We start from the raw sequence: 16,476 nt of genomic DNA, 5'->3' as shown, positions 1-16,476 counted from the left end.
GGGCGGCTGAGTACGGGGCTGTGTACGAGGGGCTGCTCACGGGGACGTGTACCGGGCCGTGTACGGGTCAGACCGTGAGCGCGGTGGCCTGCGGGCGCTCGTGGCCGCCGCCGTTGTCGCGGTGCCGGGGGCTGTCGTACCGGTCGGCGACGTGGTGGAGGGCGGCGAGCAGGCCGGCGGAGGTGAGCGGGGCCGCGCCGGCGGCCGTGTCCGGGCGGATGGGCATGGCGCCGGTCCGGGCCCAGCGGAGCCGTCCCCCGGGGTCGACGAACCCCAGGGAGCGGCCGGCGTTGTCGGGATGGAGACAGAACGGCACGTCGAGCAGCCCTCGTTCGAAGGCGGCAGGCAACGCCCGGGACAGGTCCGGGTGGAGGCCGAGGACGGTCTCGATCAGGGTGCGGGCCTCCTCGTACACCTCGCCGTCCCCTCCGGCCGTGGGGCCGGGAGCCGGTGGTCCGGCGAGCGCGGCGGCCGCGGCGGCGGTCTCCAGGGCGCGGACGTTCTCCTCGACGGTCGGGATGCGGTGGGCCTCCGCGGTGGTCTTGACGATGAGGCGGCCGGCGCCGGAGCGCACGGCGAGCCGGGCGGAGGCCTCCAGGAGGCGGGTGGCGCCCTGTTCGGTGCGGGGGTAGACGCCCATGTACGTGTAGAGGACGACGTGGTGGTCGACGTCGGCGGGCAGGAACTCGGCGGCGAGCCGGTGCAGCGCGCGCAGGGCCTCCTCGTCCTGCGCCGGGTCGGTCTGCTGGGCGTAGCTGAGCGAGACGCTGCGCAGGCCGAACCGGGTGAAGAACAGGCACTCCAGGACGCTCATGGCCACGAGCAGGCCGGGCGGGCAGAGCTGGCCGAGCAGGCAGCCGCCGAAGCTCTCCAGATGCGGCACGGTGCCGGGGCGGGCACTGGTGGCGAGGAGTTCGCAGGCGCGGGCCCATGCGGTGACGGACTCCCGCAGGGGGGTGCGGCCGTAGGGCAGGCAGTACGAGACGGGTCCGCCCTCGGTGGCGTCGAGGCCGGCGGCGGTGAGGGCCCGGACGATGGCCAGGGGGCGGGCGGAGCCGTGCCGGACCTGTACGGGGAAGTCGGCGTCGTACAGCCCGTCGAGGACGGTACGGGTGGTGGCCGGGGAGTGCGCGGCGATCGGGTAGCCGTTGAGGCGGGTTCCCTCGGCCACGGCGGCGCGGGCGGCGGCGAGGTCGCCGACGCGGGTGTAGCTGTCGACGGTCAGCGTGCCCGCGGTGTGGGCGGTGGCGGCCCTGGTCCGGGCGAGTCCGGCGCGCATGCGGGCGGGGTCGCCGAAGCCCATGCGGGGCTGGACGACGAGCCGGCCCGCGGCGGCGGAGGCGGCGACGAAGCCGCCGAAGTCGGCGGCGGGAGCGGCGGTCAAGCCGGCACCTCCCTGCGGGCGCGCGCGGCGAAGAACGCGCGCAGGGCGTCCAGGTCCTCGCCGAGGACGGCGTCGCAGCCGGCCTCGGCGAGCCGTGCCACGTCCGCCTCCTGGCGGTGCCCGGCGACGCCGAGCTTGCCCCCGAGGACCACGGGGAGGCCGGCCAGGGCGGGTTCGGCGCGCAGCCGGCGGACGGCGGCGAGTCCGTCGCGGTAGCCGTGCCCGTTGACACTGCTGAGCACCACCGCGTCGGGCGCGTGCCGCAGACAGCCGGCGACCAGCAGCTCGGCGGGGGCGCAGGGCCCGAGCCCGACGACCTCGTGGCCCTGTTCCTCGAGGAAGAGACGGAGGTACACGAGATTCCATGTGTGGGAATCCGATGCGGTTCCGCTCAGGAGTATCTTCATGTGCCGAGGATAGATTTCCGGGGATTCCGGAAGGGGAAGTAGGACCGGCAGCAAGGACCGGCACTTTCGCCCGCGAATTCCACTGCACGACGGAACGGAAAAAGCGCCGTGCCCCGCGAGGAATGCGGGGCACGGCGCCGGTGGCAGGGGCGTGTCAGGCGTACTGGGCGACGAGGCTGCGCGGGCGGATGTCGGTCCAGTGGGCAGTGATGTACTCCAAGGCCTCGGCACGGCCCCCGGCACCCCAGACGCTGGTCCAGCCTGCCGGGACGTCCGCGAAGGCGGGCCACAGGGAGTGCTGGCCCTCGTCGTTCACGAGTACGTGGAACGTGCCCTCGGCATCGTCGAACGGGTTGACGGACTCGCTCATGACTGGCTCCTCGTTTCTTCCTTCTGAAGCGCGGAGAGTTTCTCCGCGACTGTTCTTCCGATCATTTCGAGAGGTTCCGGTTCAGCCATCTGGAGGTGGCCGCATTCCACGGTGTGATTGTCGATGACACCCTCGGTGAAGGGAATCCAGGTGGCGGCGAGAGCGCCTTCCCGCTCCCCCGGCCGGCGTGCGGTGAAGAACACGGTGTCGGTGTCCGCGACGCCCGGCACGTGCCGCGCCATGAGGGCGGCGTGGGTCTCGGAGGCGTGGAGCACCGCGCGGAGTTCCGCGTCGGAGAACCCTGCGAGGACGGGGTCCTCGCGCCGGATTTCCAAGATCGCATCGGCGAACTCTACGGCATCCGCCGTCCGTTCCTCGGGCGGGAGCACGGAGACGCTGCCGGGTCCGGTCTGGTGGACGTCCATCAGGGCGAGCAGTTCGACCCGCTCGCCGGCCTCGCGGAGCCGTACGGCCATGGTGTGGGCGACGAGGCCGCCGTACGACCAGCCGAGCAGGCGGTACGGGCCCCAGGGCTGGACCTGCCGGATCTGCTCCAGGTAGTCGTCGGCCATCGCCTCGACGCTGCGCGGCCGGTGGCCGGGCTCGCTCAGCGCGCGGGCCTGGAGCGCGTACAGCGGCTGGTCGTCGCCGAGATGGCGGGCGAGCCCGGCGTAGGCCCAGCCGACGCCGGTGCCCGGGTGGACGCAGAACAGCGGGCGGCGGGTGCCGCGGGTGCTGAGCGGGAGCAGGACGCCCAGGGCGGCGGCCGAGCCGTCCCCGTCGTCCGCGTCCTCGGGGAGGCCGAGGAGTCCGGCGGGGGTGGGCAGTCGGAACAGGTCGCGGACGGTGCGCTCGATGCCGAGGACGCCGTGGATCCGGTTGACGAGGCGGACGCCGAGCAGTGAATGGCCGCCCAGGGCGAAGAAGTTGTCGTCGATGCCGACCTCGGGAACGCCGAGGATCTCGGCGAACAACGCGCACAGCACCTCCTCGCGGGCGTTGCGGGGCTTCCGGCCCCCCTCGGCGGCGGGCCGGTGCGGGGCGGGGAGCGCGGTGCGGTCGGGTTTGCCGTTGACGGTCAGCGGCAGGGCGTCGAGGACGACGACGGCGGACGGCACGAGGTGCTCGGGGAGCGTGGCGCGGGCCGTGTCGAGCAGCTCGGCCTCGGTGCGGGACGGGTGTGAGGTCACCGACGCCTCCGCGCGGGGCACGACATAGCCGACGAGGCTCTTCTCGCCGGGCCGGTCCTCTCTGACCACGACGAGCGCCTGGCCGACCGAGGGGTGGGCGGCGAGGGCCCGCTCGACCTCCCCGGGTTCGATCCGTACGCCGCGCAGCTTGATCTGGCCGTCCGCCCTTCCGAGGAACCGGAGTTCACCGGCGGCGGTCCACATGGCGCGGTCGCCCGTGCGGTACATGCGGCTGCCGTCGCCCTCGAAGGGGTCGGGCACGAACCGTTCGGCGGTCAGACCGGCGCGGCCGACGTATCCGCGGGCCACGTGCGCGCCGGCGATGTAGAGCTCGCCGGGGACGCCCGGCGGCACGGGGCGCAGGGCGTCGTCGAGGACGTGGCTGCGGGTGTTGTCCATGGGCCGGCCGAGGTGGAGTCCGGCGCCCCGCAGGGCGCGTTCGCCGGTGCCGAACCACTGGTTGTGGGAGGCGAACGTGGTCTCGGTGGGGCCGTAGGAGTGGACCAGGACGGTGTCCGGGCAGTGGGTGAGGACCCGTTGGACGGAGGCGGGGGCGGGGGGGTCGCCGCCGGTCCACACCTCCCGTAGCCGGCGGAGGGTGTCGAGGCCCTCGTCGGCCATGACGTGGAAGAGGCCGACGGTGAAGTAGGCGGTGGTGACGGCGTGTTCCCGGACGGCGCGGGCCGTCTCGGCCAGGTCGGTGCCGTCGCCGTGCAGGAGGACGAGGCTGCCGCCGTTCAGGAGCGGCACCCAGATCTCGAAGACGGAGGCGTCGAAGCCGGTCGCCGAGTGGACCAGCATCCGGGGCGCTCCGGCGGCGCGGACGTCACGGTCGCGGGCGAGCTCCACGACGTTGCGGTGGGTGACGCCGACGCCCTTCGGCCGGCCCGTGGAGCCGGACGTGAACATCACGTACATCAGGTCGTCCCCGGTGGCGCCGGTGTCCTCGCCGAGTGCCTCGCCTCCGCCGACTTCGTCGACGAGCAGGACGGTCGGGGCGGGGACGGCGGTGGCGTGGTCCCGGTCGGTCGCCGTCAGCCGTACCCCCGCGTCCTCCAGCATCAACCGGAGCCTGGCTTCCGGCAGTCGCGGATCCAGAGGGAGGTACGCGGCGCCGCACTTCAGAACGGCGAGGGCGGTCACGACGAGGGAGACACCGCGTTCGAGGAGAACCCCGACGGTGTCGCCCCTGCCCGCACCGGCGGTGCGGAGGCGGGCGGCCAGCGCTTCGGCTCGGGCGTCGAGCGCCCCGTAGCCGAGGGTCTCCTCGTCGGTGATCAGGGCGGGCGCGTCGGGGGTGCGCGCGGCCCGGCGGGCGATCTGCTCGTGGATCGTCTCCGGGGCGCCGGGGAGCACGGTCGCGGTGTCGTTGTACTCGCTGACCAGCCGGAACCGGTCGGCGGCGGTGAACAGGTCGACGTCCCCGATCCGTACGCCGGGATCGGCCGCCGCGGCGCGCAGGGTCTGCTCCAGGTGGGCGGCGAGCAGCGCGGCCGTGGGGACGTCGAACAGGTCCGTGGCGTACTCCAGGCCGCCGGTCATCCCGGCGGGCCGTCCTTCCGCGTCCCGCAGCCCGTCGAGGGCGAAGGTGAGGTCGAACTTGGTGGAGACGGTGTCGAGGAGCGGGTCTCCGCCCTCCTGGAACAGGCTGTCCGCGCCGCGGACGTCACCGGTGTAGTCGTGGTGGAGCTGGACGACGATCTGGGCCAGGGGGTGGTGGGCGGTGGTGCGGAGCGGGTTGAGGTGTTCGACGACCCGGTCGAAGGGGAGTTCCTGGTGGCCGTACGCCGCGAGGTCGGCCTGCCGGACGCGTTCGAGGAGTTCGTCGAAGGTGGGGTCGCCGGAGGTGTCGGTGCGCAGCACCAGGGTGTTGACGAAGAAGCCGACCAGGTCGCCCAGCGTCTCGTCGTCGCGTCCGGCGGTCATCGTGGCGAGGGGGAGGTCGGTGCCCGCGCCGTGCCGGGTGAGGACGGCGGCGAGGGCGGCCTGGAGGACCATGAACAGGGTGGCGCCGCTGCGCCGGGCCACGGCTTCGAGGGCCTGGTGGGTGGCGGCGTCGACGGTGACGGGGGCGCGTCCGCCGCGGTGGGTGGCCTCGGCGGGCCGGGGGCGGGCGGAGGGGAGGTCGAGGACGGCGGGCGCGCCGGCGAGGGTCCGCTCCCAGAAGTCGAGGTGTCCGGCGGCGGCCGGGCCGTCGATGAGGTCGCGCTGCCAGAGGGTGTAGTCGGCGTACTGGACGGGCAGCGGCCGCCAGGCGGGGTCGCGGTCCTCGGCGCGGGCGCGGTAGGCGGCGGTGAAGTCGGCGAGGAGGGGTCCGGTGGACCAGCCGTCGGCGGCGATGTGGTGGACGAGCAGGACGAGGACCTGTCCGCCGCCGTCGTCGGGGGTGACGAGGGTGGCCCGCAGGGGCGTCTCGCCGGCGAGGTCGAAGACGTGTCCGGCGGCTTCGGCGACGGCGGCCTGGAGCCGGTCGGCGGGGACGGACCGTACGTCGAGGGCGGGCCGGACGGTGGGCAGGATCTCCTGGTGGGGTTCGCCGTCGACGGTCCGGTAGCGGGTACGGAGGACTTCGTGCCGGTCGGAGAGGTCGGTGAGGGCCTGTGCGACGGCGTCGGGGTCGAGGGGTTCCGCGGGCCGGAGGACGAGGGGGATGTTGTAGGAGGCGCTGGGGCCTTCGAGGGTGTCGATGAACCACAGCCTGCGCTGGGCGTACGACAGGGGGATGCGTTCCGGGCGGTCCGTGCGGGGCACGGGGCGGGGGCGTGTGGGCTCGGGCGCGCCGTCGGGGCCCGGGGTGCTGGCGCGGTCGGCGATGCGGCGGGCGAGGGCGTCGGGGGTGGGTGCGAGGAGCAGGTCGCGGACCTGGACGTCGGCACCGAGGCGGGCGCGGATGCGGTTGGCGAGGCGTACCCCGCTCATGGAGTGGCCGCCGATGGTGAAGAAGCCCTCGTGGGGGCCGACCTGGTCGAGGCCGAGGACCTCGGCGAAGAGTTCCCGGAGGGTGTCGGTGTGGGCGGCGGGCGGTTCCGTGGTGGTGGGCACGGTCGCCGCCGCGGCGGTCTCGGCGGTCTCGGCTGTACGGGCACGCCGCTCGTCCAGGGCGTGCCGGGTCGTGGGGTCGACGAGGCCGGTGTCGGGGACGCGGTCCTCGGGGTGTGCGGCGGCGGCGCGCAGGGCGCGCTCCAGGGCGGCGAGCAGGATACGGGCGGTGTCCTCGTCGATCACGTCCCGCGCGTACTCCAGACCGATCCGCAGTCCGGCGGGGGCCCCCTCGCCGTCGCGGAGTTCCTCGAAGGCGGCGGTGAGGTCGAACTTGGTGGTGGCGGGGCCCTCGCCGGCGAAGCGGCCCTCGATGGCGCCGAGGCGGAAGGGGCCGCCGTCGGGGCCGGTGGTCCGCAGGGTGAGCATCACCTGGAAGAGCGGGTGGACGCCGGGTGTGCGGGGCGGGTTGAGGTGCTCGACGAGGAGGTCGAAGGGCAGCCGCTGGTGGGCGAAGGCGGCGAGGTCGGTGTCGCGGACCCGGTGCAGGAGCTCGGTGAAGGCGGGGTCGCCGGAGGTGTCGGTGGGCAGCACCAGGGTGTTGACGAAGAAGCCGACCAGTTCGTCGAGGGCCTCGTCGTCGCGTCCGGCGACGGGGGTGCCGAGGACGGTGCGCTCTCCGGCGCCGGCGGCGCGCAGGGCGAGCCCGAGCACGGACTGCAGCACCATGAGGAGGCTGGCGTCGTGCTGTTCGGCGAGGCGGACGAGGCGCGCGTGGACGTGCGGTTCGACGGCGGCGGTGACCTGGCCGCCGTCGTGGGCGCGGAGGGCGGGCCGGGGCCGGTCGAGGGGCAGGTCGGTGGCGGCGGGCTGGCCGTCGAGGGCGGCACTCCAGTGGGCGAGGCCCCGGGCGGTGAGGGAGTCGGGGTCGTCGGCGTCGCCGAGGAGGTCGTTCTGCCAGAGCGTGTAGTCGGCGTACTGGACGGGCAGCGGCTCCCGGTCGGGAGCACGGCCCTCGGAGCGGGCGGCGTAGGCGTGGGCGAGGTCGGTCATCAGCGGGTTGAGCGACCAGCCGTCCCCGGCGACGTGGTGGAGCAGTACGGCGAGGGTGGCTCCGGAACCGTCTTCGGAGACGAACAGGGCGACACGCAACGGGAGTTCGCGGGACAGGTCGAAGGTCTCGGCGGTGAAGCGGGCGACCTGCTCGGCCCGTTCCCGCGCCGGGCACTCGACGGTGCGCAGCCGGACGGCGGTGGGGGCGAGGACGTGCTGGTACGGCTCGTCCTCGGGCGCGAGGAAGACGGTGCGCAGTACCTCGTGCCGTTCGGCGACATCGGTCACCGCGGCGGCGAGCGCGGCCCGGTCGGGGGCGGTCTCCAGGTCGAGGACGATCGGCATGTTGTAGGCGGCGGACGGTCCGTCGAGCTGACCGACCAGCCACAGCCGGCGCTGCGCGTGGGAGAGCGGGACGCGGTCCCCGGCGGGGAGGGGTTCCTCGTCGACGACGGGCAGGCGCGGGTCGGCGGTGCGCAGCGCCTTGCGGTTGATCTTGCCGGAGCTGGTGCGGGGCAGGGCGACGACGACGGAGACGGCGGGCACGGCGGCGGCGGGCATGCGCGCGCGTACCCGGTCGCGCAGCTCCTCCGCGCCCGTGCCGCCCTCGGTCACGACGAAGGCGACGAGGCGCTTGACGCCGTCGGCGTCCTGCTGGGCGACGACGGCGGCCTCGCGGACCTTCGGGTGTCCGGCGAGGACGGAGTCGACGGCGGCGGGGTCGATGCGCTGGCCGCCGATCTTCACCTCGTCGTCGAGGCGCCCGTGGTAGAGGATCTGCCGGTCCTCGGAGAGGGTGACGAGGTCGCCGGTGCGATAGGCGCGTTCGCCGTCGAGGGCGGTGAACCGGCGGGCGTTGAGTTCGGGACGGTGGAGGTAGCCGCGGGTCAGGCCGCCGCCGAGCAGCCACAGTTCGCCGTCGACGACGGCGGCGCGGACGCCGGGGAGCGGCCGGCCGATGGGGATGGGCCCGGCGTCGTGCCGGCTCAGGTCGGCGACGGTGGCCACGACGGTGGTCTCGGTGGGCCCGTAGCCGTTGAGAAGACGGATCCGGTCCCCCACGAGGGATCGCCACTGGGCGACGCGCTCGGGCAGGGCGGCCTCGCCGTAGATCATGACGGTGCGCAGGCTGTCGGGGAGGCGGACGGAGCCGGTGGTGAGGACGTAGACGAGCTCGTGCCAGTAGGCGGCGGGCAGGTCGAGGTAGGTGACGCCGTGCCGGGCGCAGCCCGCGAGGAGTTCGGCGACGTCGAGCATGTCGTCGGTCCGCAGGACGAGGGTGCCGCCGGCCCCGAGGGTCGTGAAGATCTCCTGGATGCTGGCGTCGAAGTGGAGCGGGCTGAACTGGAGGACGGCGTCGTCGGCGCCGATGCCGTAGGCGGGAGTCGCCCCGGCGATGAAGTGAGCGAGCGAATCGTGAGCGACGACCACGCCGTTGGGGGTGCCGGTGGATCCGGAGGTGTAGATGACGTAGGCCGCGCCCTCACCGGCGCCGGGGCCGCCGAGGACGAGTTCGCCGTGGCGGGCGACGTCCGCGGGGGCCGGTGCCAGGTCGCCGCAGGCGTCCCTGAGGATCGCCTCGTTGCGGGCGTCGGGGGCCTGGACGTCGAGCGGCAGATAGGCGGCGCCGGTGGTGAGGACCGCGAGGAGGCCGACGATCGCGTCGATGCCGCGGGGCCGGTGGAGCGCGACGAGCCGACCGGGGCCCGCGCCCTGCGCGGTGAGCTCCCGGGCCCGGTCCGCCACGGCGGCGGCGAGCTCGCCGTAGGTGAGCCGCGCGTCGGCGTGGACCAGGGCCGTGGCGTGGGGGCGGGTACGGGTCTGGTGGGCGATCAGGTCGAGCACGGGCGGGGCGGGGGCGGGAGAGGGTCCGCCGTCGAGCAGGTCTTCCGTTCTGCTGGGGGGCATGCTGAGTTCCTCCGGTAAGGGGCCGAGAGACCGGGGCGAACGGTTCCTCTCGCCTCCGTGCCGTTCACGCTAGGCGCGCGGGGCGCTCCCGCTGGGCAGTCGGCCCGGCAGCTCGCATCGGCAGAAGCCGGGGGCGGGGGCTGCCGGTCCGCGTCGGGGCCTCGGCGCGCGGCCCGTGCCCGGCGGGCCTCACGCGCCGGGGCTCAGTTCGGGCGGCGGGAGCCCGCTGTCGTGCGGCGGCGCAGGGTCGGGGCCGCCGTCGCCGGGGCCGTGGTCGTTTCCGACAGGCGGCGGGCGAGGGCCGAGACCGTCGGGTTGCGGAAGACGTCCCGCAGCGTGAGGTCCTGGCCGAACTCGGTGCGGATGCGGTTGAGGAGCCTGACCGCGAGCAGCGAGTGCCCGCCCGACTTGAAGAAGTTGTCGTCGCGACCGACGGGACGGCCGCCGAGGACGTCCCGGAAGACCCCGAGGAGCAGTTCCTCACCGCTGCCCGGCCCCGTCGCCTCCGCCTCGGCAGGCGCGTCCGCGTGCTCCCCGGGCGCCGGCAGCCGGGGGACGGCGACGACCCGCGCGGGCGCCAGGTACTCGGGCAGCCGCTCCGCCGCCCAGCGCCGTAGCGTCGTCTCTTCGGCGCCGCCGGGCAGCCGGGTGACGTAGGCGTACAGCCGGTCGTCGCGGACGGCGACGGCCGCCCCGGTCACGTCGGGATGCCGGCCGAGCACGTCCTCGACCCGGCCCGGCTCGACCGGGTACCCGCCCGCGGTGAGGGTGGCCACGGGCCGCAGCTCCCCGTCGGCCGAGGTGTAGGCCCTGCTGCCGGTGGCGCGCAGGCCGCCGCCGGGGGTCCGCTCGTGGACCTCGCCGGGCACCCGTAGCGGCGCGGGCAGTCCCCGCTCGTCGAGGACGACGACCCTGCCGACCGGCGCCCCCGGGCCGTACGGCGTCGACGAGATGGCCATGGACGGGTCCGCGGCGAGCGCGTCCAGGGTCTCGCTCAGGCGCTCGGCCAGGAGTGCCGCGGTGTCCGCGTCGTACAGAGCCGTGGCGTACTCCAGGGCGCCCCGCAGACCGGCCGGTGCACCGTCCGCGTCGACGAGTTCGGTGAGCGCGAAGGTGAGGTCGGACTTGGCTCCCACCGCGGTGAACGCGACCGGTTCGCCGTCGAGGGCGGACGGGGTCCCGGTCCCGGTGGGCGCCGCGTGGACCTGGAGCATCACCTGGACGAGGGGGGCGTGGGCGGCGGAGCGGTGCGGGCTGAGGTGTTCGACGAGGCGGTCGAAGGGGAGGTCCTGGTGGCTGTAGGCGGCGAGCCCGGTGGCGCGGACCCTGCGCACCAGTTCGGTGAAGTCGGGGTCTCCGGAGGTGTCGGTGCGCAGCACGAGCGTGTTGACGAAGAAGCCGACGAGCGGGTGCAGGGCGTCGTCCGCACGGCCGGCGACGGTGGTGCCGATGGCGATGTCGGTGCCCGCGCCGTGCCGGGTGAGGACGGCGGCGAGGGCGGCCTGCACGACCATGAAGAGGGTGGCGCCGCTGCCCCGGGCGCGGCGCAGCAGGGCCCGGTGGGTGGCGGCGCTCACCTCGAAGGCGGTGAGGGCGCCGGCGCCGTCGTTCTCGGCGGGCCGCGGCCGGTCGGTGGGCAGGGCGAGGAGCGGCGGCAGCCCGTCGAGGGCTTCGCGCCAGTGGGCGAGCTGTTCGCCGGCGATGCCGTGTTCGCCGTCGAGGAGCTGGTGCTGCCAGAGGGTGTAGTCGGTGTACTGGACGGGCAGCGGCTCCCAGTCGGGTGCGCGGCCCTCGGCGCGGGCGCGGTAGGCGGTGTCGAGGTCGGCGAGGAGGCAGTTCGTGGACCAGCCGTCGCCGGCGATGTGGTGGACGAGGAGCACCATGGTCTGCCCGCCGCTGCCGTCCGTCACCAGCGAGGCCCGGAAGGGGATCTCGGCGGCGAGGTCGAAGACGTGTCCGGCGGCCGCGTCGACGGCCGCGCGCACCGCGTCCGGGCCGTCGGCCGCGACCTCCTGGAGTACGGGCGTCTCACCGGTCAGCACCTGCTGGTACGGCTCGCCGTCCGCCGTGCGGTAGACGGTGCGCAGCACCTCGTGCCGGTCGGCGACGTCCGCCAGGGCGGCGGCCAGGGCGGCGGGTTCGACGGGGCGGTGCAGCCGGGTCACGACGGGGATGTTGTACGTGGCGCTGGGGCCTTCGAGGCGGCCCACGAACCAGAGTCGGAGCTGTGCGGCGGACAGCGGGAGGCGGGCGGGGCGCAGGGCGTCGGGGACGGGCCGCAGCGGGGGCCGGGCGGGTGCGTCGTCCTGCTCGCCGAGGCGGCGGAGCAGCTGCCTCGGGGTCGGGGCGAGGAACACGTCACGGATCGCGGCCTGGAGTCCGAGGGCTCCGCGGATGCGGTTGGTGAGCTTGCCGGCGAGGAGGGAGTGTCCGCCGAGCTTGAAGAAGTTGTCCTCGGGCAGTACCTCGTCCCGGTCGAGGACCTCGGCGTACAGGCCGCGGAGGATCTCTTCGCGGGGGTCCGCCGCGGCACCCGCACCCGCCCCCGTTCCGCGTCCGTCCCGGGGGGCGGCGCGCCGCGCCTCGGCGAGAGCGCGGGCGAGCGCGTCGTGGCGGCGGTCGAGCCCCCGGCGCTCCTCGACGGTGAGCAGGTCGACCCCGCTCAGCGGTGTGTCGTCGGCCCGCTCGGCGAAGGCGGTCAGGGCGCGCTGGAAGAGCGCGAGGAGGATCCGCGCGGTGTCCTCGTCGTACAGGTCCGTCGCGTACTGCAGCCCGAGCATCACTCCCCCGGGTTCGCCGCCGGTGTCGTGCGTCTCGACGCAGTGGAAGGCGAGGTCGAACTTGGCTCCGGCGAGGTCGGCGCCGTCGGCCGTGCCGGTGATGCCGCCGAGGCGGACGGCCGCGTCCTGTGCGGTCTGCGCGCTGACCATCACCTGGAAGAAGGGGTGGCGGCCGAGGGAGCGTTCGGGGTTGAGGTCCTCGACGAGGAGGTCGAAGGGCAGGTCGTCGTGGGCGAAGGCCGCCAGGTCCCCGTCCCTCACACGCCGCACCAGTTCGGCGAGGGTGGGGTCTCCTGACAGGTCGGTGCGCAGGGCCAGGGTGTTGACGAAGAACCCGACGAGGTCGTGCAGGTCCTCCTCGGGCCGGCCGGCCACCGCCGTGCCCACGACCACGTCGTCGCCCGCGCCCGCCGCCCGCAGGGCGAGGGCCAGGGCGGCCCGGACGACCATGAAGTACGTGACGCGCCGGCCCCGGGCGACCGCGGCGAGTGCCTTGTGGACCTGGGCGTCGAGCTCGGCCGTCACCACCGCGCCCCGGTGGCTGGGTTCGGTGAGCCGGGGCCGGTCGGCGGGCAGCCGGGTCTCGTCCGGGATGCCGTCGAGGGCCTTGCGCCAGTAGCCCAACTGGTCGTCGAGGGTGCCGTGTTCGCCGTCGAGGAGCTCGCGCTGCCAGAGGGCGTAGTCGGTGTACTGGACGGGCAGCGACTCCCAGTCGGGTGCGCGGCCCTCGGCGCGGGCACGGTAGGCGCGGTCGAGGTCGGCGAGCAGGGAGCCCACGGACCAGCCGTCGGTGGCGATGTGGTGCACCGAGAGGACGAGCACCGCCGTCCCGTCCGCCACCTTGAACAGCCGTACCCTGAGGGGCAGTTCACAGGTCACGTCCAGCGGAATCCCGGCGAATCCGGTCGCCCGCGCCTGCGCGTCCTCCGGCGCGCCGCACTCCTCGACCTCGACCCGCACCTCCGGGGCGTCGAGGACACACTGCCACGGCTCTCCGTCCCGTACCGGATAGACCGTCCGCAGCACCTCGTGACGGTGCATCACATCCCTTACGGCCGCCTCCAGGACGGCCGTCGCGGGCTGGGCGTCCAGGGTGAGCACCATGGGCGCGTTGTACGCCGGCGAGGAGCCTTCGAGGCGGTTGAGGAACCACAGCCGGCGCTGGGCGTACGACAGGGGGAGCGGGTCGGGGCGGTGGGCCTCCGGCACCGGCCGCAGGGCCGGGCGGCGGGGGCCGTCGCCCCGCTCGCCGAGGCGGCGGAGCAGCTGCCTCGGGGTGGGGGCGAGGAACACGTCACGGATCGCGGCCTGGAGACCCAGGGCTCCACGGATGCGGTTGGTGAGCTTCCCCGCGAGCAGGGAATGCCCGCCGAGCTTGAAGAAGTTGTCGCCGGAGCGTACGTCGTCGCGGTCGAGGATCTCGGCGAACAGGCCGTTCAGGATCTCCTCGCGGGGGTCCGTCACGGAGCGGGACCCGGCGCTCTCCCGCCGGTTCGCGGTACCGCTCCGTGCCGCTTCGGAGAGGGCCCGGTGCCGGCGGTCCAGGGCTGCGCCCTCGTCGTCCGTGAGGAGCTGGATCCGGCTCACGGGGGTGCCGTCCCGCTCTTCGGCGAAGGCCGTCAGCGCGCGCCGGAACAGCGTGAGCAGGAGCCGCGCGGTGTCCTCGTCGTACAGATCCGTCGCGTACTGCAGCCCGAGCAGCACCCCGCCGGGCTCGCCGCCCTCGTCGAGGGTCTCCTGGCAGTGGAAGCTCAGGTCGAACTTGGCGGTGGCCAGGTCCGCGTCGTCGAGGACGGCGGGGAGGGGCCCGAGCCGGACGGCCTCGTCGGCCTGCCGGGACTGCGTGCTCAGCATGACCTGGAAGAACGGGTGGCGGCCGAGGGAGCGTTCGGGGTTGAGGTCCTCGACGAGGAGGTCGAAGGGCAGGTCCTCGTGCGCGAACGCGACGAGGTCCGTCTCGCGGACGCGGTCCACGAGCGCGCCGAGGCCGGGGTCGCCCGACAGGTCCGTGCGCAGGGCCAGGGTGTTCACGAAGAACCCGACGAGGTCGTGCAGGTCCTCCTCGGGCCGGCCCGCGACCGGTGTGCCGACCACCACGTCGTCACCCGCGCCCGCCGCCCGCAGGGCGAGGGCCAGGGCGGCCCGGGCCACCAGGAAGAACGTGCCCCGCCGGGCCCGGGCGAGGGAGGTGAGGGCCCGGTGGGCTCCGGCGTCCAGCTCCGCCGAGACCACCGCGCCCCGGTGGCCGGGCTCCGTGGGCCGGGGCCGGTCGGCGGGCAGCCGCGTCTCGGCCGGGATGCCGTCGAGGGCCTTGCGCCAGTGGGTGAGCTGCTCGTACGCGGTGCTGTCGGGGTCCTCGGGGTCCCCGAGCATGTCCCGCTGCCACTCGGCGTAGTCCGCGTACTGGACGGGCAGCGGCTCCCAGCCGGGGGCGCGGCCCTCGGCGCGGGCCCGGTAGGCGGCGTCGAGGTCGGCGAGCAGGCAGCCCACCGACCAGCCGTCCGTGGCGATGTGGTGCACGAGGAGCACGAGGACGGCCGTCCCGTCGTCCACCGTGAACAGGCGTACCTGGAGGGGCAGTTCGCGTGTCACGTCCAGGGGGAGCCGGGCGAAGGCCGTCGTCCGGGCCGTCACGTCCTCGCCCGCGCCGCACTCCTCCACCTCGAAGCGCACGTCGGCGTCGTCGAGGATCTCCTGGTACGGCTCCTCGTCCCGGGCCGGGTACACGGTCCTGAGCACCTCATGACGCTCCACCACGTCCCGTACCGCCGCTTCGAGCGCCGCCGGGTCGGGCATCGATCCAAGCCGGAGCACCACGGGGGCGTTGTAGGCCGAGGAGGAACCCTCCAGACGGTTCAGGAACCACAGACGGCGCTGGGCGTAGGACAGGGGGATCACGGTTGCTGCTCCTCGTGAGTGGCGGGGGCGGGCGGGTGGACCGGCGACAGGCACGGCGGTCGTGGTGGGGACCGCGGCGTCGGCAGGGACCGCGGTGGCGGCAGGGACCGCGGTGGCGGCAGGGACCGCGGGGCCGGCATCGACCGCGGGGCCGGCATCGACCGCGGTGCCGGCGTGGCGCGTGGCGCTCGTACGAACTGCGGTCAGGCATCCTGTGCGGCCAGCAGCTCCTCGATGTGGGCGGCGAGGTCGCGCAGCCGCGGGTGGGCGTACACGGCCTTGATCGGGACCGCCACGGACAGCTCGGCCCGTACGCGGGAGACGAGCTTGATGGCGAGCAGGGAGTGGCCGCCGAGCTTGAAGAAGTTGTCGTCCGGGCCGATCGACGCGGTACCGAGGACCTGGGCCCACACGCGGGCGATGAGCTCCTCCGCGCGGCCGGTGAGCCGGTCGGTGCCTTCGTCGCCGGCGGCCTCGGGCTCTGTCGCCGCCGCCGCTCCGAGACGGGTGGGCAGGGCGGACCGGTCGAGCTTGCCGCTGGGCGTCGTGGCGAAACGTTCCACCGCGACGAACGCGCTCGGCACCATGTAGGCGGGCAGGCCGGCCGAGAGCGCGGAGCGCAGGGCGGTGGCGTCGCCGCCCCGGTGGTAGGCGATCAGGCAGGGCATGCCGCCGACGCCCTCGCCGAGGATCACGGCCGCCTCGGCGACACCGTCGACCCGGGTCATGGCGGCCTCGATCTCCGGGAGTTCGATGCGGTGTCCGCGCAGCTTGACCTGGCCGTCGGCGCGGCCGAGGTAGACGAGCCGGCCGTCGGGCAGCAGCCGGCAGCGGTCGCCGGTGCGGTACATGCGCCCGCCGGAGGCGTCATCGGCGAGATCGGCGACGAAACGTTCCGCCGTCAGTCCGGGTCGGCGCCGGTATCCACGGCCCACCCGGGGCCCCGCGAGGTACAGCTCGCCAGCCTCCCCCGGCCCGACCGGCACGAGCTTCTCGTCGAGCAGGCGCATCCGGAGCCCCGGCAGGACGGCGCCGATGTGCGGCTCCCCCGGCCCGTCGACCCAGCCGGCGGTGGCGTCGACGGTGCACTCGGTCGGCCCGTACACGTTGAGCGCGCGCAGCAGTCCGGACCGTTGGGCGGCGACGAGCCGGTCCCACAGCGCCGGGCTGATCGCCTCGCCGCCGACCAGAAGGGTCAGCGGGCGCGGGCCGCCGTCCGCGGTGAGCAGGTCGAGGAGCATTTCGGCGTGGGAGGGGGTGATGTCGAGGTCGGTGAGGGCCTGCTCGTCGACGAAGGCGGAGAGCACGGGCGGGTCGAGGCGGGTCTCGTCGTCGATCATGACGAGGGTGTCGCCCCGGCAGAGCCGCGTCCACTGCTGCACGGAGGCGTCGAACGACGGGGAGGCGTTCCAGCCCACCCGGCACCCCTCGCCGGTCGCGGGGGGGGGGGGGGGGGGGGGGGGGGGGGGGGGGGGGGGGGGGGGGGGGGGGGGGGGGGGGGCAGGGG

5 protein-coding genes and 1 pseudogene are annotated in these 16,476 nt (G+C 74.8%); all 6 read right to left on the bottom strand.

Going from position 1 to position 16,476, the window contains the following annotated elements:
* Positions 1–67: 67 nt before the first annotated feature.
* Complete coding sequence (locus tag ACZ7HT_RS26305) at positions 68–1,384, bottom strand: methylaspartate mutase (protein ID WP_471170508.1); 1,317 nt, start codon at positions 1,382–1,384, stop codon at positions 68–70.
* Positions 1,381–1,791, bottom strand: a complete 411-nt coding sequence (locus tag ACZ7HT_RS26300) for a cobalamin B12-binding domain-containing protein (protein WP_471170506.1) — start codon at positions 1,789–1,791, stop codon at positions 1,381–1,383. Before ACZ7HT_RS26300 ends, ACZ7HT_RS26305 begins: the two co-directional genes overlap by 4 nt.
* A 154-nt stretch (positions 1,792–1,945) precedes the next feature.
* Complete coding sequence (locus tag ACZ7HT_RS26295; protein WP_471170504.1) at positions 1,946–2,161, bottom strand: MbtH family protein; 216 nt, start codon at positions 2,159–2,161, stop codon at positions 1,946–1,948.
* The gene (locus ACZ7HT_RS26290) at positions 2,158–9,291 is read right to left on the bottom strand and encodes an amino acid adenylation domain-containing protein (RefSeq protein ID WP_471170502.1); all 7,134 of its coding nucleotides are present in this window, start codon (positions 9,289–9,291) and stop codon (positions 2,158–2,160) included. The genes ACZ7HT_RS26295 and ACZ7HT_RS26290 overlap by 4 nt, the downstream gene beginning before the upstream one ends.
* A 203-nt stretch (positions 9,292–9,494) precedes the next feature.
* A pseudogene (locus tag ACZ7HT_RS26285) lies at positions 9,495–14,969 on the bottom strand (condensation domain-containing protein); the annotation flags it as partial.
* Positions 14,970–15,172: 203 nt separating this feature from the next.
* A complete protein-coding gene (locus ACZ7HT_RS26280) occupies positions 15,173–16,387 on the bottom strand; it encodes a non-ribosomal peptide synthetase (RefSeq protein ID WP_471170500.1) in 1,215 nt (404 codons plus the stop codon).
* Positions 16,388–16,476: the final 89 nt, after the last annotated feature.

The sequence above is a fragment of the Streptomyces sp. NPDC037410 genome (genome assembly GCF_055602235.1).
This window is presented reverse-complemented; position numbering and strand designations above follow the sequence as displayed.